Below are 19449 nucleotides of genomic sequence, written 5' to 3' on the forward strand. Positions count from 1 at the left end.
ACTTGCCGATACAGAAAGTACCGCGCATCTGATTATCAGTAAGTTATGAGATTTCAGTACCAAATTAGAAACAAACCTTCCGAACTAAATTTAGGTCATTTTTGATACTATCCTGTTACCCGGGATGTGGATAACTTTGCGAAAGTAAGCTTTACTTTTCAGTTTTTGTCAGATTTCTGAAAATAACTGTAACAAAATTTATTAAACGAACAGCATGTTATGTTATTAACCCGTTAACAAGAGTTATCTGACAATGCAAAACGCAATAACCATGTTATCGCATTTTTTCCATTTAAACCCTCACACAAAAAAGCGATGTATAATCGGGCAAAAGCTAAGATAACTCTACAAAAGACAGCTAAGTGGTCTTTATTTCGCACACTGAGGAGTTGTTAACTTAAAATGGATGCAGCTCTCTGTACAAATATCCGGTAGGATAAATCCTAAGAGGTCGTAATTGCAGAAATCTGATTTTCTAATATAAACAGGGCCATCTTCATCTAGCCAATCAAACAACATAGCATTTTAACAATTTGATAAAATTTTAACTAATAATATAACATTATCATAAACAACACGTTTAAAATGGAATGCAATCTACCGGACGTCCGGCAGACATCTACGTTATAGATGATCAGCCTATTGATAATATAATTTTCAAATTACTTTTCAAAAAGTACGACGATCGTTTAAAAATTCACGTTCTCGATAATGCGGAAGCAGCGATTGAAGATTTAAAGAATACCGCAAGTAATGCTCCCGAAAGCTTTCCGGGTTATATTTTTCTTGATTTAAATATGCAAAAAATGGATGGATGGCAATTTCTTCAGGAATATGAAAGGCTTGGCTTTAATAAATTAAAGCGTACTCAAATATTCATTTTATCTTCTTCGCTATATCAAAAAGACCTTCAAAAGTCCCAATCCAACCCTTTGGTTCGGGATTTCATCAGCAAGCCCTTGCGAATGGAGCGTATACATTCCATTCTTCATCCGGCATGACATTTGAAACCTGAGTTTGAAATAACTGGCTATGAAAAAAAGGATACTCTTAATTGATCTGACATACTTGATTTAATACCCGTGTCCTAAGTGAACGATTGATATTATCGGCTTGGTCGAAACTAACAACCCTGATTTTGTACTTACAGATAACATGCTTCCTGCAAACACTGTAACTTCATATTTCGCATCATCCAGGTTTATCTGGCGGTCAAATATGTACGATGATCAAAAAATACACAAACATCAAATATCCCTGTGATCCTATGTCTTCCTAACAAAAAGAAGCAATTGCGCTCGGAAACTTTAGTTAAGATGTTTATGTCAAAAATCCGTTTGACATCAATCATCTTGTGTCGGTCATTAGCCGCTTCTAAATGTTTTAAATCGCATGGTCGTTAATCGCATGTTTCGATGTAGAATAAAAACGAAGGATGTTATATTTGCAAAAATTCGCTGCAATGCAGAGAGTTGAGCGTCGGTAAGGGGGAAAAATACCGGCGCTCTTTTTTTTTGAACCTGCCTGAATCGGGATCGCAAGCCATAATTCAAAACAATAGTTAGGCCGATGCTAATCTGAACGAGCTGGTGATATAAACGAACGACTTAGTCCGGTCACGATATGCCACATAGCGTTTGCAATTAGATTTTTCAATTATGGTCATATACATGAATAGGAATCAGCAAGTCTGCGCCTGATAAAACATTAGTTTGAATTCTTATTTAATGTTAGCACGATTGATGCTAATGATTTTCAAGGTATGACTTTGCCGGAAGTCATTCATAATATTCAAAATTTTCAGGGCTGTTAACGCAGCCCTCTCCTTTCAAACGGTTTGTTTACCAGCTGATCAATTAATTCCCAATAGTATTTGCATTCAGAATTCACCACCATTTATTCCTTGAAGAATATAACCCAGATTGGGAAATGTTTGTGAAGCGACCTGATAATATTATAAATATGATTTACCGCTTTTATATGGCACTGAATGTGACCTAAAAACGCTAATCAGGGAATCAGTTGATGAAGAAAAAATGACTATCCGGAATCACAACATCGTATTTCCAGGATACGAATGGTTAGGTTTATTGCTAATCGTAATAAGATCGCTTTGGTGATAAGCAATTTCATCAGTAATGCAATAATATTCTCTGAAAGGTAAACTTGTCGAAATTCAACGCAATATCAAAACTAAACGTTTATTGTCAGCTTAAAAGATGAAGGCATGCAAATCAAACCAGAAGACCATCAACACACCTTTGACCGCTAGCTTCGCTTGGAACCCGGTGACACACGACTTATTTCAGATTTTAGGATCGGGCTTTATTTATACCATGAAATCATTACGCATCGAGGCGGATCAATATGGCAGAGAATCAAATCGGAGCAGGATCGATTTTTTATTTCAGCCTGCCTTTTTGCCTGAGACTAATTGCCAACACTACTATTAATAGCTTTAAGTAAAAAAAATGTGCCCAATAAAATATTCCCCGGATTATTTTATGCGGCCGGATGGATCGGCGTTTCCTTTACTGGTCTTGCTACTATCCATTTTAGTGCTGTCAGCAGCGTGGGTGTTGTTTGGGTCGCCGGTACCAGCTTTAGCAATCGTATCCGATGTTCCTCCCAAGGTAGCTTTGCTCCTGTCTTCACAATCGGCAAATGCAATTACCATAGCTACCAATAAGATCAAATTTGTAAATGCTTTCATAATTTTTTTTTGGTATCAATTAATGTTAAGGCAGATATTTCGACAGCAATAATACTATCACTAAAGAATGGATATGAATAATCTACTTTATTTTTTAGGATTTGTATTTGCCGTATCAAGCTTCGTCCGGGAAGTGTCGAAACCGCCAATCGCTGACGACGATGACGCACCTTTAGCAGGCGCATCCCCACTGTCCTCCCCCACTCCCTGGTCACCGGAGCCATTAAAAGATTGATCCGAAGAGCTACTGCCCGGGCTTTTCTGTTTGTTATTGCCTTGACAAGCCACACAACCCAGGCATGCTATGAATACGATTTTCAAAATTTCTTTTTTCATGTCGTTTATTCTTTAAAGCAGATCTCACGCACTGATGATTATAGGATAAAAGCCCGGACAATGCCGGGCTTCTCGATTTTCTAAACGACGGTAGTATCTCTGCGTAAAAATCCGAGTATTACCGCAATGATTGCGATAACTAATAACACGTGGATTAATGAACCGGCAGCATAGGCAAATGTCCCGATAGCCCATCCTATAACGAGGATAACAGCTATGATATACAAAATTGATCTCATTTTATTTTTCTTTAAGTAAATGTGGTTCTCGTAGTACAAAGCCCGTTCCAAAAATTCCTGATAGTTGTAAACTCATTTTTTTGTAATACGATTCTCGAAGAATGTTGGCCGTCAGGCGGCCAGTAAATTTTCAAACTACTCACTTCGTGTGATATCAGCGTCTTTTGGATTAACTTCCGTTTCTTCGATCGATGGTTCCTCCCCCTCCAGTACTTCCTGCACATGATCTTTATCTATATTATTATCATCAACCTTTGTGTCAATGATATCGTCGGGACCGGTCAGCTCCTCGATAGGCTCGTGGTGATTATTTGTTTTCATAAACTCATTGGGACAATCAACGTACCAATTTTACGATGGAGGCAGCTGATGTGTAAAATCTCTGGTTTTATCAGTATTTCTGATACTAAGTGCGATCGGAAACTAACTAACCATAATCTGTCTTTAATGAGCATATGAATGTTTCCGATTTATGTATTCCGGTTAAATCCAAATCAACTGAAACTGCAACCAGCTACTAACACTTTCAAATTTGTCTAGCAAAAAACCAGGTTTGAGTTTTTCTCGGGTAGAAAAGTCTTCCATTACTGGAATAAGAATTGTAATGCTTGTTACATCGGAACCTACTATCGCTCACCTGAACGGCCATGCAATTATCACAAAATGATATGCCATTTTCGAAGATTTAGATGTAAATACAGAAGAGTTACTGCAATTCAAACAGATTGAAGAATTACTCGAGCCTATCGATGATCCGGATTATCTTGGACGTTTACAATTTGATCTTCCTGATAAGCTGTTCTCGTATGCATCCGGCAAAGAAAATGGATTAGATGCTGAAGAAATTAACGAATTAATCGAAATGCTAAATGGCATCAGAAATGATCCGCGGTTGTGGCATTAAATCCCATAAACCAGCTAAGCATTCGGAAATAGACAAGGGATCATAACAGATTGAAAGTGCTCGTTGCTTTAAAGCAGATGTTTGCATGATTTTAATATTGCTATCTGATATATGCTTACGCTGCGCATCTTCTCAACTGTCCGACAAGAGCTTCGATATTAATGGTTTGTTCATATAATCATCGGCTTAAATTTTCTGATAGGAACGACAGCTGTACAACTATACTTGCGCATTATTTCGGTACCTTGTAATTGTCGCAGGCAATCCAGACAACGGGATGTTCGCAGTCCGGCTTATGGCTTTCGCTGCTGAGTTGTTATCCTCACAGCGGCAGGAGTACTTTGAAAATAGATCCGACGCCTAATTCGCTTACTACCTTTATGTTTCCGCCATGGCGTTTGACGATCTCGGCGCTTAGATACAGTCCAATCCCGAAACCTGAGATATGCTGCATTTGGTTGCTCTCTACACGGTAGTAGCGGTCAAAAAGTTTTTCCTGCTCTTCAGCTTTGATGCCCATTCCTTCGTCCTTAATACTTATCGTTACCGAGCCATCCAGAAGCGTTGTATAGATCTGCACTTGTTTTGCTTTTGGGGAGTATTTGATCGCATTACTTAACAAATTGAACACCACGGAGCCAATCTTATCGCGGTCGGCAGTCAGCATAATTTCCATTTGCGGTTCGAAAACAATATTATGTGTCCCCGTGGTGCTAACGGCATCTTCGATCATTTCGGTTATCAGGCCGGCGAGTTCAAACGTTTCTTTGCTCAAATGGATCTTACCAGCATCAAAACGGGAAACGCTAAGAAACCCGCTGATCAGCTTGTTCATCTTTCTGATCTGTGCAGATACTTTTTCAAGCTTTTCTTTTGCAAAATCATCCCCTTTTTTTGAAGCATGCATTTGCAGCAGCTGCGAATATCCGCTAAGCGAGGTTAGCGGTGTTTTCAGCTCATGGCTTACCATACCGATAAAGTCATCTTTGCGCTGGCTGTCTTCTTTTGATTCGGTAATATCCAAAATGGTTCCGATAACACCGGCTACTTCCCCGTCTTTGTCAAGTTCTACCTTTCCGGTAGTATTGATCCATTTGCGACGACCACCGTCATAAGGCGTGATCTGGTAATCGCCGCAGAAACGGCCTTTGGTGCTAACAGCGTTCTTTATCGCCTGCAACAGATCATCCCGGTGCTCAGGAATAATCATTTCGAAGGCCTCACTAAACAAAAGGTCTTTATCCGGCGGCACATTGTGTATGTTCCTTGCAATTTCAGATATCACTAAATTGTCGCTTCCCCAGTCACTGCGCCAGGTACCCATACTGGCAGCGTCCATGGCCAGCTTTAAAGTATCCGTCGCTTTTTCAAGTTCCTGCCTTGATCTGACCTGTTCGGAAATATCCGCGGCCACCGCGATCATACCGGTGATCCTTCCTTCTTCGTTGCGCAGCGGTTCGAGTGTCAGATTGATAAAACTATCTTCCTTTAAGCCAAATTTTGTGAGCGTGATCGCCACTTCACCGGACACGAAGCGTTCACCGGATTGATAAACTTTATCCATAATGGCACCAAAACCTTGCTCTTCCAGTTCCGGGATCGCTAAAAGGATGGGGACGCCAATTGCGTTTTCAGGTTTTATTCCCCAATATTCCAGCATCCGGTTATTCGCAAACTCAATCACATGCGCAGCCGTACGATAAATGGCGATCGCCACCGGGGCTTCCGTAAGCAACTCCCGCAATTGCTGTTCAGCGTGGTTACGGGTCTTGCTTATTTTTATCTGCGCTCTCACTTTGGTAAGGAGTTCGGCTGCTGAAAAGGGTTTTACAAGGTAGTCATCGGCACCTGCTTCCAGACCATCGATCCGCGCTTCTTCTCCCGCACGCGCAGAAAGAAATATCACCGGCAGGCTCATCGTTTCCGGCGCATTCCGCAAATGCCCGAGCATTGCTTTACCGTCCATCACCGGCATCATAATATCGCTCAATACCAGGTCCGGTTTAAGATCATGCACTTTTTGCAGCGCGTCAGCACCGTTAACGGCCAGGGCGATCGTAAAATAAGGTTCAAGTAAGCGGTTAAGATAGGCACGCATATCTGCGTTGTCGTCCACTACCAGTATCACGGTTTCCTTGGTAACGGTAAAATCCTGGTGGGCAGTGAGGCTATTAGACGGTGCTTCCGCGGCAAAGTCTGCCTGCGTGCCTTCCTGCAACAAACTGAAAGCTTCCTGCAGAAATGCGCCTTTTAAAGCGGTTGAATCTGTTTCTTTTGCTTTATCCAGCACGTTATCCTGTGGTAAATGCGCTTTACCCAAAGGTATCTCTACGGCAAAAGTACTACCCTGGCCTTCCACACTGCTTACGCTGATATCGCCGCCATGCAGATGCACTAATTCATGCACCAGCGACAGGCCGATACCGGTACCTTCATGCGTGCGTCCGGCAGAATTTTCAATGCGGTGGAAACGTTCAAACATGTGCGGCAACTCCTTTTCGGGGATACCGACACCCGTATCAGAAACTTTTAATACGGCTTTATTGCCTTCTTGTTTTAGCGTTAAGGTGATCTTACCCGCCAGCGTATATTTAAATGCATTGGAGAGCAGGTTTAATACGATCTTTTCCCACATCTGCCTATCCACGTAAACTTGTTGCGTAAATGATGCGGCATCTACAAGCAGCTCCATGCCCGCTTTTTCAATAATAGAACGGAAACTGCTGGCCAGGTCGGCGGTCAGCTCGGCCAAGTCAAGTTGTTGATAGGCTGCCTGCGCACGACCAGCTTCTACCCTGCTATAATCCAGGAGGTTGTTCACCAGTTTAAGTAAACGCAACGCGTTGCGGTGTGTTGATTCCAACGGCTCTTTTACATCCTCTGTAAGGGTTGTTTTAGCCAGCAGATCTTCCAGCGGCCCAAGCATGAGCGTTAGCGGAGTACGGAACTCATGACTTACGTTACTGAAAAAGGCTGTCTTTGAACGGTCGATCTCGGCCAGGGCTTCGGCGCGTTTTTGCTCCTGCTCATAAGCGTAAACGTTAGATACGGCTGTATTATAGGTATTAAGCAGCTGATCGTAAAAGTTAATATAGTCGTTATCCAGTGCGCGGCAGGCACTCACCCCTGCAACGATAAAACCAAATACCTGGTCCTGACCGCTGATTTTGACCGGCAGGATCATCGCCGTATGCGGAACTTCCGGATAAGGGCCACAAACAAAATCGCCGAAGCGATTTTGCAGGTCTGTAACCTGCTGCATCCGGCTGTTAATATTAGCCTCTGCAAACGGCCATAAATGTTTACTGTTATCATTCAGAGTTACTGACAAAGGCGCTAATACAGAGCCTTCATCTGTTCCGGCAGCGCAGCTGAGGTTTGCTATGCCCGTTTGATGATCCAGCTGATAGATCTGCAGGAAAGGGATATCAAGTTCATAATCTTTATAAAGCGACGAGGTTATTGAACCTATTTCCTGAATATTTTTGGCTTTGCCCAGTGCAGCGCCAAGGTCTCGCAGTACCTGCGTTCTGCGGCCGCTGAGCATTTTGACGGTAGTTTCGGTTATCGGGTGAAATATACCGCCTACTCCACCGGTCTCATCCCGGATAGGCGCGAAAGAAAAGGTCATCCACGATTCCTCGAGATAACCATAACGGTCCAAAAACATCCGCTGGTCACTGATGTAGGTACCTTCGCCCTGTTCGCCACGGCTGAAGGCGTCGCCTACTACGGGCAGGGCCGTCTCCCAGCAGATCCTGAAGTTTTGCCCCATCGACTCTGGGTGCTTGGCACCACATATCGGGCGGTAACTGTCATTATAGATCTGTATCGTTTCCGGTCCCCAGGCGATTAGGATGGGGAACGTTGAGGACAAACAAAGGCTGACGGATGTTCTTAAACTTTGCGGCCAGCTTTCAACCGGCCCCAATGCTGTTTTCGACCAATCCATAGTGCGGATGAGCTTGCCCATTTCGCCACCGCCAGAGAGAAACTGTTCTGTACTTTCGATGATATTTGTATCCATCCTAAAAAAGAGATTGCCGCAAAGAAGTATGCGGCCCGATCTGAAGTGTAAATGTAATCTAATTTCGGAATTGTATGCTACAGTTGTTGGTTGAATTCGCTAAGCGGCGCGCGCTGGCCTGCAGGCCTTGTTTCTTATAGATTTTCAGCCAGCGTTTTTAAGAATCTGTCCGGCGCTTCAATATGCGGAATGTGCCCGACGTTATCAAATTCAATGAGCTTGCAACGGGGTATTTTCTTTGCGGTCTCAGGGCCGAGTATCTTGTACTGCCCGTGTTTTGCTTTTTCAGTATCTGTCAAAAGCGCTTTGCCTACAATGGTCTTGTCCTCTTTACCTGTAAACAAGACCACCGGCATTTTGAGCATTCCGAACTCATAACAAACGGGCTGTTCATAAATCATTTCAAAAGTCAACGCGGCTACCATAGCATAGCGCGGAAAATCCGCACTTTTTGCCACACCCGCGCCAATCTCAACGAGATAATCGTATTCAGGCTTCCATTTGACAAAATAGGAGCTTTCGTAATACTTCTTCACGCTTTCATGGGTGGTTTTGAGTTCTGCTTTATAATCGTCCGCAGCGCTGTTATAAGGGACGAAGGTACGGTAATCCTCCAAGCCGATCGGATCCTCGAGCAAAAGCTTTTGTACAACCCCGGGATACATCAGGCTGAAGCGTGTGGCCAGCATCCCGCCCATCGAATGCCCCAGAAGCGTAATTCTACTGATACCAAGGGTATCCAGCAAAGCTTTATTGATCCTGGCAAGGGCGTGAAAGCTGTAATGTATGTAGGGCTTTGATGATTTACCGAAACCGATCTGGTCAGGAACGATCACGCGGTAACCTTGCAGCGTTAGTGCTTTGATCACATTTGCCCAGTAATATCCGCCAAAGTTCTTACCATGAAAAAGCATGATCGTCTTCCCGTTGGGCTTGTCCGGTTTCACGTCCATATAGGCCATCCGCACATCCTGCCCTTCCATATGCAGGGGCAGAAAACTAACAGGATAAGGGTATTTGACGTTTTCCAGGGTAACGGACAAGGTATCCTGCGCATGAGCGGCGAGGGTGACAAACACGGACAGAACGACCAGGATTCTTTTTAGCATATTGTATATACAGGAGGCGTTTATAAAAGTTTGATGACCGCCACCGGCTCTTTAAAAACCGGTCCGTAAAAGTCCCGTGCAATAATCTTCGCTTACGCTGAAGATCCGGGGATATCCTTCCGTACGCTGGTTGCTGTTGATTCCCTATATTTGCAGGCGCACCATTTCCGGTGCGCAAGTTTAATTTTAAAACAATGGAAAAATTAACAGAATTGAAAGCCCTCGTTGAGACGGCGGAAAAAGAAGGCCAGGCTTTCTATGAAAAAAACAACAATGCCGCGGGAACACGCTTCCGTAATGCCCTACAGCAGATCAAAGCGCTTGCTACAGATCTTCGTAAGGAGGTGACAGATAAAAAGAACGCCGCAAAAAAATAATCAACAACTCATACTGTTTTGGTGAAGCCTTGTCCAATGACAAGGCTTTTTGTTACGCGCTTTCATCTCTCCGAAAGACATCTGAGCGGGCAGCCGCATTCCATACCGGTAAGAACAGTTATCACAGTCCGCAACTGGCCTGCTACCCTGGCCCGACAAAACCGGTCTTATGCCTACTGATTTTCCTGAAGAATAATCTGGTTTGATCTCAGCAGACCGAGCAGCTCCATGTCATGCACTCCTTGTTCAAACAAAGCGATCAACTGCGGATCATCTTCAACATAGCAGCGAAGTGCGGAAATGATCAGATGCTGGAGCTCCACCTGTTCCCTGATGAGCTGTCGTACTTCAGCCCCGTAAGCCTCACTTAGCGGATCGCATGCGCTGAGCTTCGCAAGGTTTTCCGCCAACAGCATACACATTCTTCTGATCATGAATTCCATCCGGAGCCGTTCCATCATTACAGGTTTATAATTATATACGCCTGACATTCCTAAAGGTTGTGCATTTTAAACAATTCTCTTTCAATGGTCAGCCGTCCGGCTCCTGCGGGTTGTTACAGTAAGTTCAGGGCAGCAGCTTGACAGGGGACAACCCGTATTCCAGCTCCCACCGGTCCAGCAAAGGTTGTTCAAGGGCTAACTGGCGGTATTCGTCGGGCGCCATGACAGGCACGCCGTAAACGATAGGATAATTCCGCTGGCAGGATGTGCAGCACAATATGCCTTCCAGCACATTTTCAGCGGTATCTTTTGCAAGTATCTGTAGTTGCAGGTCCTGCTTGTCAAAAGGACAGCACAATTTCTCTATGGTCTTTAATTTCATCTGTTATCGTTTTTGAGTGTAAATGCATTTTTATAAGCTTGCGTCGCGGCTAAGGGATCATCCGCTTTCATGATACCGGAAATGACGGCGACACCATTGAACAATGCCTGCTTTTTTAATTCCGGTATATTATCCGGTGTTATTCCGCCCGAGACAAAGAGCGGCAGACCGGTGATTCGCCTCGCCGTATTAATCGTTTCAGGGCTCACGATGGGGCAGTTGGCGGATGAAGAGGAAGGGTATATCGCGCAAAATGAGATATAATCAAACCCGTTACTATTTGCCCATTCAACGGTACTAAGCTCGCCCGAGCAGGTAATACCCGCAAGGAATGGCCTGGCGACCCTCTCTTTTATCTCTTCGAAGTTTTCCGGTACAGCATCAAAATGCACGCCGTCAAGATCCCGCGAACTCATCAGCAATTCCCAATCGTTACCGATCAACAAGGGCACGCCTGCAGCGCGGCAAAGCGCGGATACGGCCGGGATAAGAGCCGACTTATCCGCGTCTTCGGGCCAGTGGTTCCAGATCTGTACCGCGGCCAGGCCGGCTTTTAAAGCCAAAGCCAGTTTTAATAAAAGTTCCGGCTTCTCCATACCCGGATCGATCACCAGGTAGATACCCTGATCTATATTTTTTTTATTCCCATCCATTTTTGTAAGCGTTAAAATAAGCTGCCCAGTAAGGGTCTTTTTCGAAATAAGGAACTGCTGCGGCTTGCCCTTCCGTGATAAGCTGACAACCGGTTTCCGGGAGGGTAAATTCACCGATCACTGTTGCACGGATGTTCTGGCCGGCGAGCGTGGCTTTGACAACCTGCTCCTGTCCTTTTTTAACGGCCATGATCATCGCTCCTGCCCCGACGCAAAAACGCGTGTCGATCCCGAAAAGCGCGGCTATTTGTTCCTGTGCAAAACCTTTTGGTAAATGCTCATCGTAAATACGCAACCCAAGGGACGATGCTTTGGCCATTTCTACGGCCGCGCCGAGCACCCCGCCTTCCGTCACATCATGCATGGCTGTTAGCTGCCTGGTTTGTGCAGCAGCAAGCGCTTCGGGTAGCGAAGAGGTTTGGTAAAATAGCTCACAAGCATTTTGATAGACCTCACGCCCAAGCTTCTGTATCACGGTCTGTGGGAAACTCATCGCCAGAATGGCCGTGGATGATATCGCACATTCCTTCGTCACTATGATCAGGTCTCCGGCCTGTGCGCGGTTACTGAGCAGGATCTTATCCAGCGGCGCAGTAAGCATCATGGTACCGCCGCCGGCAATGGTGGAATTTTGGCCCTCGATGCTTCCGGTATGACCGCCAGTAATGGATACGCCGATGGCTTTGCAATACCGGTGTACATTTTCCCAGTAAATCTTAAAATCATGTTCGCCGGCATCCGGCGGAAGGTTCAGCACCATCTGGGCGTACATAGGCGCAAAACCGGTCGTCGCCATATCGTTGGCCATCAGGTGCACAGAAAGCCAGGCGGATTCGGCGAGACCAAGCGAAGGGATCCAGGAAAGCGGGTCGCTGGTCATGGCAAGGCCCGTCCCTCCTCCGATATCGATCACAGAAACGTCGACGCCGAAAGCTGCACCCTGAACGATCTCGTGCCGGGCGGCCCCCAGTCTGGGCAGGATCAGGTCATCGAAACCCTCTCCCGCTATTTTTCCGGTAAATTGAGACATCACAGAAAAAATTAATCGTTGAACTTTACGTATAGTCCGAAAAAATCGCCGACCGGTACGCTCCATTGCTGAAGGGGAAACCATTTTGGCAAACCGGTACAGGTCCATTCCAAACTATGATCACGGCCTTCCAGCGCCTTGTCGATCTGCGCGATCAACAGCTTAGGGGTATAAAATGTGGCGGTGACGTAAAACGGGTTCTTGCCGAATAGCTGCTGCACTCTCCGGCGCAGTACTTTTGGCGAATTACGGTTCATCATACCGAACGCGATGCCGTGCCTGGCCACTCTTGCTGCTTCGCGGATCACCATGACCGGGTCGCGGTAATATTCGAAAGTGGTGATAAAAGCAAGGGCATCGAAGGTATTATCCTTAAAAGGCATGTAGTGAGAATCGGCGTTGACCAGGTCGCCTTCAAAAAGATGTACGGCCTGCCCGAGCAGAAAGGGCGACAGGTCGCCGCCCGTGGCATCAATGCCGATCTCGTGCCACCAGCGCGTAAAACGCGTGGTGCCACAGCCAAACTCCAGGAGTTCCTTTATACCGGTGTCCTTGCCGACAAGCTGCGCCATCACTTTTTTCTGCCATACTTCGGCACGTTTATAACGCCCATCGTACCATTGCTCGTAGGTATCGGTGTGCTCGCGGTTAAAGAACCACTCTTTTCTGCCCTGCCAGTTCGTTAGTGACCGGGTCATCAACCCGAAACAGTTGTTTTCTGTTTGTTCCATTTCAATAGATGTTAAACGTGAAAAAGCCTTGCTTCCGGCACCGCGATACATGGCGGCAGAAACAAGGCTTTTCCTATTGAACAAACAGCGCGCAGGCTGCCATAGACAGATGTAAGGCCGTGCATCCCTCCGCCGGTATTATCCGGATCAGGTTTTCGGGTATCATCTCAGCCTTTGTTATACAAAAGCACCCCGTGCAAGTACGCCGGCAAGGTAGCACTTGCCGGGCGGATAAACAAATTAAACGGTCACTAAGCAGCGCATTAAGGCGTTAGTCGGGTATTGATAGTTATTGCAAAAAGTAAGTTTTGCCCTTTTCTGAATTAAAGGTCAGCGGCTCGAAACGTTTTGCGGCTTCGATCAGCCCGAGGTTCCCTTCAGCGATCAGATCGGCCAACGGAAAGCCTTGGTTCTGGAATTGTTTGGCGATAGAAACAACGAAGCGAAGATTGCCGCTCACCAGGCGTCTCGCCGCTTCCTGGTCCCCTTTTCTCGATCGTATCGCGAGGTCAAGTTCCGTATCGGCATCCAGCATACCAATACCGGTAAGTTCATTCAGATAGAGACTGACCGAGCGGTCATCTCTGTTGGTCATTACTTCAACTCCATTAGATTTTCGCATCGCCGAATTTGGTGAGCGGTGTTTTGGATTTTGAGAGATCCAGTACAATGCTGTAAAAATTCCAGAAATATTTAAAAATCGGGCACTATTTTCCAATAGCGTGCTGCATTAACGTAAATCCACGAGATCAAAAACTTATTAAGTAAGCGATAAGTTTTCCCGGAGACGAGTCGATAAGCTATGGTGATAAACCTCTGTCCGTTAAATTTCTTCAAAAGTATTTTGATATAAAAGGGGAAGCTCTACCCTTTTATAATTTATTTTCACTGTTCTTGTTCTTAATTCGCAGATTTAACCTTGCGCCAGGGTGCTTTTATTGGCAGGCTTGTGAAGCTTAGGGTATTTCAGCGGAGACATCTTTCTGTATTTCCTGACTGCCGGTAAAAGTTCCCTACCTCGTTCATCGTTTTGAGACAGGGTACTTGAGTGCCCTGGCCGGCGGCCTGGTAAAGCTCTGCTTTACATCGCTAAAAGTGCAGAAGTTTAGATATACGACGAGGAATATACTTTTTCAAACGAAATGACTGCAATTGCTAGCGGACCTGTAACAAATTTTACCGTGCGTTATCGCACTCCAAGTGTACGTTATCGTACAGAGCAAAGGGCTGTATTGATACGTAAATTGCTTATCAACAGTACGTTAAGACGATGGCATTAATTTCGTTTGATTTAAGGTCAATCTATAGAACGGTATGACGGTAAGATCAATTAGTTTATGATAACGCGATAATACCGACCCTGCTTAGATCAACTATCTAATGTTTGCTTATGTGGCTTAACTATTTTAAAATCGCCTGGAGGAAGCTTTATAAGGACGGCTTCTATTCGGTCATAAACATCCTGGGACTCTCTATCGCAACTTCGGTTTTCTTACTGATCATCAACTTTGTGAATTTTGAGTATAGTTACGAAGACTTCCATTTAAAGGCAGATAACATTTACCGCATCACCTATGAGCTTTACCAGGGGGCTAAATACGTGACCACTGATTGTGAGACCCATCCGCCGCTCGGTCCGATGTTAAAGGACTATTTCCCGGATGTCCGGGAGTTTGTCAGGATGCAGCACATGGAAGCGCAGTCGGAGATCAGTTACCATGATCAGGTTTACCGGATAAATTACATGTATGCGGCGGATCCTTCCGTTTTTGATGTATTTAATTTCGATCTGATCGAGGGAAATATAAAAGAAGCGCTCAATGCACCAATGCGTATCGTCGTGAGTGAATCTCAAAGCCGGAGGATCTTTGGTACTGTAGCTGCTTTAGGCAAGCATATCAAGATAGGCAAGGACTTTTTTGAGGTGAGCGGCGTCATGAAAGACATACCTTCAAATACGCACTTGAAAGCGGATGTTTTGCTTTCATTCAGTACACTGCCTGCCCTGGGCTGGGATCTGAACAGCTGGAATGGTAATAACAATTATACATACCTGCTCATGCGATCCGGAACGGACCTTACGGCCTTCAATCAAAAACTGAAAAAGTTCAGTATGGAGATGTTGAACGGAAAGATCAGTAAAGGCAACCTTTTTACTGCAGAGCCTATAAAATCCATACATCTTTATTCGCATAAAACGTACGAGCCGGATGTGAACGGCGATGCCAAGTCCGTAAAATTCATGTTCTTAATGGCTATCTTGATTTTGGCCGTAGGTTCCGTCAATTACGTCAACCTGACCACGGCCCGTGCAACTAGACGCCTGAAAGAGACCGGCATGCGCAGGCTCCTTGGCTCTTCAAGGCCACTCCTCATTCTACAGTTCATGCTGGAGACGGTATTGACGAATATCTTTGCGATGGCGGTGGCGCTCTGGTTGATTAAGCTGGCCCTGCCATTCTATCTTGCCCTGACAGGCCTTCCGTCTGCCGGCCAGTTGTTCAGCGGTGTTCCTTTCTGGACCCTATGTGCAGTACTTCTTCTCCTGAATTGTATTTTATCCGGGCTCTACCCTGCCATCAGTCTATCCGCTACCAAACCGATCCGTGTGGTGAACCGTGTATTTACCGCGTCGAGACAGGGCGATCTGTTGAGACGGTCGCTGGTCTTAGGACAATTCATTATCGCACTCGTCGTACTTTCAGCTTCATTTATCGTCTACCAGCAGCTCGCTTATATGAAAAACCAGAACAAAGGGATTAACCCTTCGCAGGTGCTGGTGCTTAACGCGCCCATGGGACAGGATCAGGCAAGGCAAATGCAGGACCAGGCGCTAAAGAACCAATTGGCGCAGATCCCGGGTGTTAGCATGGTCACTACCTCCGGCGCGCTACCAGGTGTCAGTCAGCACGATCTGAGTTCAAGCAACGGGATCAGCAGGTATGGCAGCCGTGACGGGCTCGGTTATAATTTTTATAGCTACGGCATAGACGCGGATTTCATACCGGCCATGGAGATCAGAATGGCCGCAGGGGAAAACTTTCATGCAGGCGACTCCAGCCGCAACCAGGTGATCATTAACGAAGCTGCCGCCAAACTTTTCGGCTTTAACAATGCGGCGGCGGCGATCGGTCAAAAACTTGACTGGAACGGCCCGGTGACGATCAGGGGCGTCGTCAAAGATTACCACCAGCTCTCGATGAAGGAAGCCATTATTCCGATGCTGCATTTTTATAGTGGATCACCTGCCTTTTATTCGCTTAGGTTTCGAAACACTGATCCTTCGGTCATTATCAGCAAGGTGCGCAAAGTGTGGAAGAACAATTACCAGGGTTATCCGCTCGACTATCGCTTTCTCGATGACATGTTCGACCAGCAATACAAGAATGAACAGCGTTTCGGGCAGATCGTAAACACTTTTTCACTGATCACCCTATTCATCACCTGCCTGGGAATTCTTGGTCTTACTGCCTACAATATCAGCGTCCGTACCAAAGAGATCGGGATCCGAAAGGTGCTGGGTGCTTCTGTGACAGGGATCGTTAAGCTGCTATCGCTGGAATTTGTTAAACTTATTACTATTGCGCTGCTGATCGCAACGCCACTTGCCTGGTACGCCATGGATCAATGGCTGAGCGATTTTGCTTACCGGATCAAGATTCACTGGTCGGTCTTTGCCGGCACCGGGCTGACCGCTCTCTTGATGGCGATGGCGACCGTGAGCTTCCAATCGGTAAAGGCCGCACTGATGAAACCGGCTCAGGCCTTGAATACTGATTAGGGGGCGGAGATAACAATCAATTTACTTGCTTTGGCCGCATATCACAGTAGTACTCACTATCGGCGGTGGAACTATTGCCAACGAAGGTTCCGATAGACCGCACCTATAGGGATCATTTCCCCGCGTATCTTTAACGCGTTCCTTTCAACCGTCTCTACGGCATTCTTGTTCACTATGAAGGAACGATGTACACGTACAAATACTTCATCCGGCAGCATTTCGTTAAGATACTTCATCGTCATGTAACAAAGATAATTGCCGTTAATTGTACAAAGAGAGACATAGTCTTTGACAGCGCGGACATACAGCAGGTCGGCGTGATGAATTTTTATGAGCCGCCCTGAAACTTTAAAGTAAGTATAGTCTTTTTGTCTGTTAATTTTCTGAGGTACGATCTTTAGGAACTTGCTGATCGCCCTGTCGAATTTTTCCTTTGTGATAGGCTTTAGCAGATAATCCACCGCTTCCAGTTCAAATCCTGTCAGGGCGTGCTCGGAAAAGGCGGTCGTAAAGATCACAGCCGGGGGAGCGCGCAACGAGCGTAGGAAACTGATCCCGTCAACGCCGGGCATCCTGATATCTAAAAACAGGAGATCGACCGGGTAAATGTGCAGGCAGTCAAAAGCTTCTGCCGCATTCCCACAGGCTTTTAATATCCGCAGTCTGTTGTCAGCAGCGATGTAGCGAGCGATGATCTCTCTGGCAAGCGGTTCGTCGTCAACGATAAGGCAGTTAATCATAACGTTTTAGTATTAAAGTTACGGAATATTCCTGCTGTTCATCTCTAACCTCCAACTGGTACCTGGACGCATACAGCAGATCCAGCCTTTTTTGAACGTTTCTGATACCAATACCAGTTCGCGAATTCTGTTTAGCAACCGGCTTGCTGTTAGCAACATCAAGAATCAACTCGGTTGATGTAACACAAATAATGATCTTTACAAACCCTCTGTTAGTATCTTCACTCAACCCATGCTTGAAGGCGTTTTCGATAAAAGGTAGTAAAAGTAGCGGAGCAATCTCTACCTCGTTATGTACACCCTGCACATCGAATATGATCTCATGACCCTCGTGCCGGATGCGTTCAAGAGCCATATAATCATTAAGAAAACTGATCTCACGGCATAAAGAAACGCTATCCTGCTCTGCTTCATCGAGGATATAGCGCATCATATCTCCAAGTCGGGCTACCATTCCAGCGGTTTCAGCAGAACCTTTCAAAGCTAATGCATAGATGTTATTGATCGTGTTAAAAAAGAAATGTGGATGAAGCTGCGCTTTCAGATAGTTAAGTTCGGTAAGCAGGTGCTGTTCTCTTAGTGTATTGAGCAGTTCATCCTGTTTCATCGATCGGATAAAATAAGCCAGAGATACGACGCAGATGAGTCGGGTAGACATATATACAATACTAAAATTGATACGACTGTGCGCGTCATACCAATGTTGTGATACCGATCTTAAATGCGTTGGCAGGAATGTCATGTGAGCCGTCGCGTAATACAGCCCGCTCCTGTAGAAATGATAGGCGACGAGGTATATAACGGTAAATAAAATGAACCGGGCAAACCGTTTACTGAATAAAAATTGTCTGACAATGATGTAGTAGACAACTGATGTGAGTAGTTCCGCCAATCCATAATAGATAGCTAAAACGGTTTCTTCCTGAAGCCATCTTTCTTTGTGGAGTTCGATAAAATTGTATTCGTAATTTGAAAGCACGGGGAATATCAGGAACAAAAGCGCGAAGAACACCGTTTCGATAGCCAGGTATTTAAACTTATTTGGGAGAGATCGGCTTTGCATGTGGCAATTTAATCGTATTCTCATTGTAATAGAAATCAGACACACAAGCTTTCGACAAAGCCCCTTATATTTTCGACGAAAGTGGAATGGTCTGAATTTTAAGAGCGCTCGTCTATAAAATCAAAAGCATTTGACTAAGTGAATATAGCTTTGGGTAAAATATCTTGTTAAACACTATGAAAAGTATTTATGTATTCTGGATGTACTTGCTTATTTGCCTGATTCCAAGTTTACCACTGAGCGCGCAGCCACAAAGGGCAAAATCGGTAGCCGGGAAACTCGCTGATCATCTTTCTGATCTGAAAGGCATTCGTTACCACTACGCCCGCGAACTCAGTTACCCTTCTGAAAATTATTTCTCAAAAGCTGAAGCCGATTGTTACTATGAGTTTGATCAAGATACAGCCTTACGCTTCCAACTGGCGTCCAAAGATGTGTTGCAGGTGTTTGATGGCAGGGACTATTATTCGTTTGCCCACCAGCAAAGGACCTATGAAGAACATACGGCACCCAAAGCTACATTTTTTGGAGGCTTGTCATTTTTTTATAACAGCATTCCTGTTTTACGGAGTACAATGCAAACGGTATTAAAGGATGACTCCGTTATCTTGTCGGCAGGTGATACAATCATCAATAACCGCAGGTACGAACTTCTGGGATTGACCATGTCCGGCAAACAAATAAGTTATGCAGGAGTCTATACGTACCTGAGCAAACCGGTCACTATTTTTTACAAAATACTTATTGATCGGGATACCTGGTTGCCTCATCAGGTGATCCAGCGCAACAGTTCGAGCCCCGGCGATTTTACCAGGGTGACCTTCACTGCAATTGAAACTGCACCACAAGCTCCTGCTGAAAAGACCTGGCGGCTATCCGGTTATCAAGCTTTGTATCATATCAAAGGAGCAGAAAAAAAAA

Annotated in this window: 18 protein-coding genes and 1 riboswitch; of the genes, 4 read left to right on the plus strand and 14 right to left on the minus strand. The window is 45.3% G+C overall.

All coding sequences use genetic code 11. The annotated features are described in order from the left end of the window. The first annotated feature begins 590 nt into the window (after positions 1 to 590). On the plus strand, positions 591 to 1001 hold the full coding sequence (locus D0C36_RS24130) for a response regulator (RefSeq protein ID WP_117394307.1): 411 nt from the start codon (positions 591 to 593) through the stop codon (positions 999 to 1001). Between the two features lie 1496 nt (positions 1002 to 2497). Here D0C36_RS24130 and D0C36_RS24140 read toward each other — a convergent pair. The 6 genes from D0C36_RS24140 to D0C36_RS24165 form a co-directional block, all read right to left on the minus strand. Further along, complete coding sequence (locus D0C36_RS24140) at positions 2498 to 2713, minus strand: hypothetical protein (protein WP_117394309.1); 216 nt, start codon at positions 2711 to 2713, stop codon at positions 2498 to 2500. An 87-nt stretch (positions 2714 to 2800) separates the two neighbouring features. Then, the gene (locus D0C36_RS24145; protein ID WP_117394310.1) at positions 2801 to 3049 is read right to left on the minus strand and encodes a hypothetical protein; all 249 of its coding nucleotides are present in this window, start codon (positions 3047 to 3049) and stop codon (positions 2801 to 2803) included. Positions 3050 to 3129: 80 nt separating this feature from the next. Continuing rightward, positions 3130 to 3288 (minus strand): lmo0937 family membrane protein, encoded by a 159-nt coding sequence (locus tag D0C36_RS24150; protein WP_117394322.1) that lies wholly within the window; start codon positions 3286 to 3288, stop codon positions 3130 to 3132. A 135-nt stretch (positions 3289 to 3423) separates the two neighbouring features. Next, positions 3424 to 3609, minus strand: a complete 186-nt coding sequence (locus D0C36_RS24155) for a hypothetical protein (protein WP_117394311.1) — start codon at positions 3607 to 3609, stop codon at positions 3424 to 3426. Between the two features lie 905 nt (positions 3610 to 4514). After that, positions 4515 to 8219: an ATP-binding protein gene (locus D0C36_RS24160; RefSeq protein WP_117394312.1), complete on the minus strand. Its 3705-nt coding sequence runs from the start codon at positions 8217 to 8219 to the stop codon at positions 4515 to 4517. Between the two features lie 134 nt (positions 8220 to 8353). Further along, on the minus strand, positions 8354 to 9328 hold the full coding sequence (locus D0C36_RS24165) for an alpha/beta fold hydrolase (protein WP_117394313.1): 975 nt from the start codon (positions 9326 to 9328) through the stop codon (positions 8354 to 8356). 194 nt (positions 9329 to 9522) lie between these two features. Between D0C36_RS24165 and D0C36_RS24170 the strand changes: the two genes are divergently transcribed. Further along, positions 9523 to 9705 (plus strand): histone H1, encoded by a 183-nt coding sequence (locus D0C36_RS24170; RefSeq protein ID WP_117394323.1) that lies wholly within the window; start codon positions 9523 to 9525, stop codon positions 9703 to 9705. 173 nt (positions 9706 to 9878) lie between these two features. On the opposite strand, the gene D0C36_RS24175 is transcribed toward D0C36_RS24170, so the two are convergent. From D0C36_RS24175 to D0C36_RS24200, 6 genes are all read right to left on the minus strand, one after another. Further along, complete coding sequence (locus D0C36_RS24175) at positions 9879 to 10166, minus strand: hypothetical protein (protein WP_147322093.1); 288 nt, start codon at positions 10164 to 10166, stop codon at positions 9879 to 9881. A gap of 106 nt (positions 10167 to 10272) precedes the next feature. After that, positions 10273 to 10530 (minus strand): Trm112 family protein, encoded by a 258-nt coding sequence (locus D0C36_RS24180; RefSeq protein WP_117394315.1) that lies wholly within the window; start codon positions 10528 to 10530, stop codon positions 10273 to 10275. Beyond that, positions 10527 to 11183: a thiamine phosphate synthase gene (locus D0C36_RS24185; protein ID WP_117394316.1), complete on the minus strand. Its 657-nt coding sequence runs from the start codon at positions 11181 to 11183 to the stop codon at positions 10527 to 10529. The genes D0C36_RS24180 and D0C36_RS24185 overlap by 4 nt, the downstream gene beginning before the upstream one ends. Continuing rightward, positions 11170 to 12213 (minus strand): AIR synthase-related protein, encoded by a 1044-nt coding sequence (locus D0C36_RS24190; RefSeq protein WP_117394317.1) that lies wholly within the window; start codon positions 12211 to 12213, stop codon positions 11170 to 11172. Before D0C36_RS24190 ends, D0C36_RS24185 begins: the two co-directional genes overlap by 14 nt. 11 nt (positions 12214 to 12224) lie before the next feature. Continuing rightward, complete coding sequence (locus D0C36_RS24195; RefSeq protein ID WP_117394324.1) at positions 12225 to 12944, minus strand: class I SAM-dependent methyltransferase; 720 nt, start codon at positions 12942 to 12944, stop codon at positions 12225 to 12227. Between the two features lie 107 nt (positions 12945 to 13051). Next, positions 13052 to 13149: riboswitch (TPP riboswitch) on the minus strand. A gap of 84 nt (positions 13150 to 13233) precedes the next feature. After that, positions 13234 to 13539, minus strand: a complete 306-nt coding sequence (locus tag D0C36_RS24200; protein ID WP_158557199.1) for a sigma factor — start codon at positions 13537 to 13539, stop codon at positions 13234 to 13236. Positions 13540 to 14334: 795 nt separating this feature from the next. Here D0C36_RS24200 and D0C36_RS24205 point away from each other — a divergent pair. Then, a complete protein-coding gene (locus D0C36_RS24205; RefSeq protein ID WP_117394319.1) occupies positions 14335 to 16725 on the plus strand; it encodes an ABC transporter permease in 2391 nt (796 codons plus the stop codon). Positions 16726 to 16796: 71 nt separating this feature from the next. Here the strand turns inward: D0C36_RS24205 and D0C36_RS24210 are convergent, their stop codons facing one another. Continuing rightward, positions 16797 to 17465 (minus strand): LytR/AlgR family response regulator transcription factor, encoded by a 669-nt coding sequence (locus D0C36_RS24210; RefSeq protein WP_117394320.1) that lies wholly within the window; start codon positions 17463 to 17465, stop codon positions 16797 to 16799. Further along, the gene (locus D0C36_RS24215) at positions 17458 to 18552 is read right to left on the minus strand and encodes a sensor histidine kinase (protein WP_117394321.1); all 1095 of its coding nucleotides are present in this window, start codon (positions 18550 to 18552) and stop codon (positions 17458 to 17460) included. The genes D0C36_RS24210 and D0C36_RS24215 overlap by 8 nt, the downstream gene beginning before the upstream one ends. A 152-nt stretch (positions 18553 to 18704) precedes the next feature. Between D0C36_RS24215 and D0C36_RS24220 the strand changes: the two genes are divergently transcribed. Further along, a partial coding sequence (locus tag D0C36_RS24220; RefSeq protein WP_147322094.1) for a hypothetical protein occupies positions 18705 to 19449 on the plus strand: 745 nt, incomplete at its 3' end.

Source organism: Mucilaginibacter conchicola (genome assembly GCF_003432115.1).
Lineage (GTDB): Bacteria > Bacteroidota > Bacteroidia > Sphingobacteriales > Sphingobacteriaceae > Mucilaginibacter > Mucilaginibacter conchicola.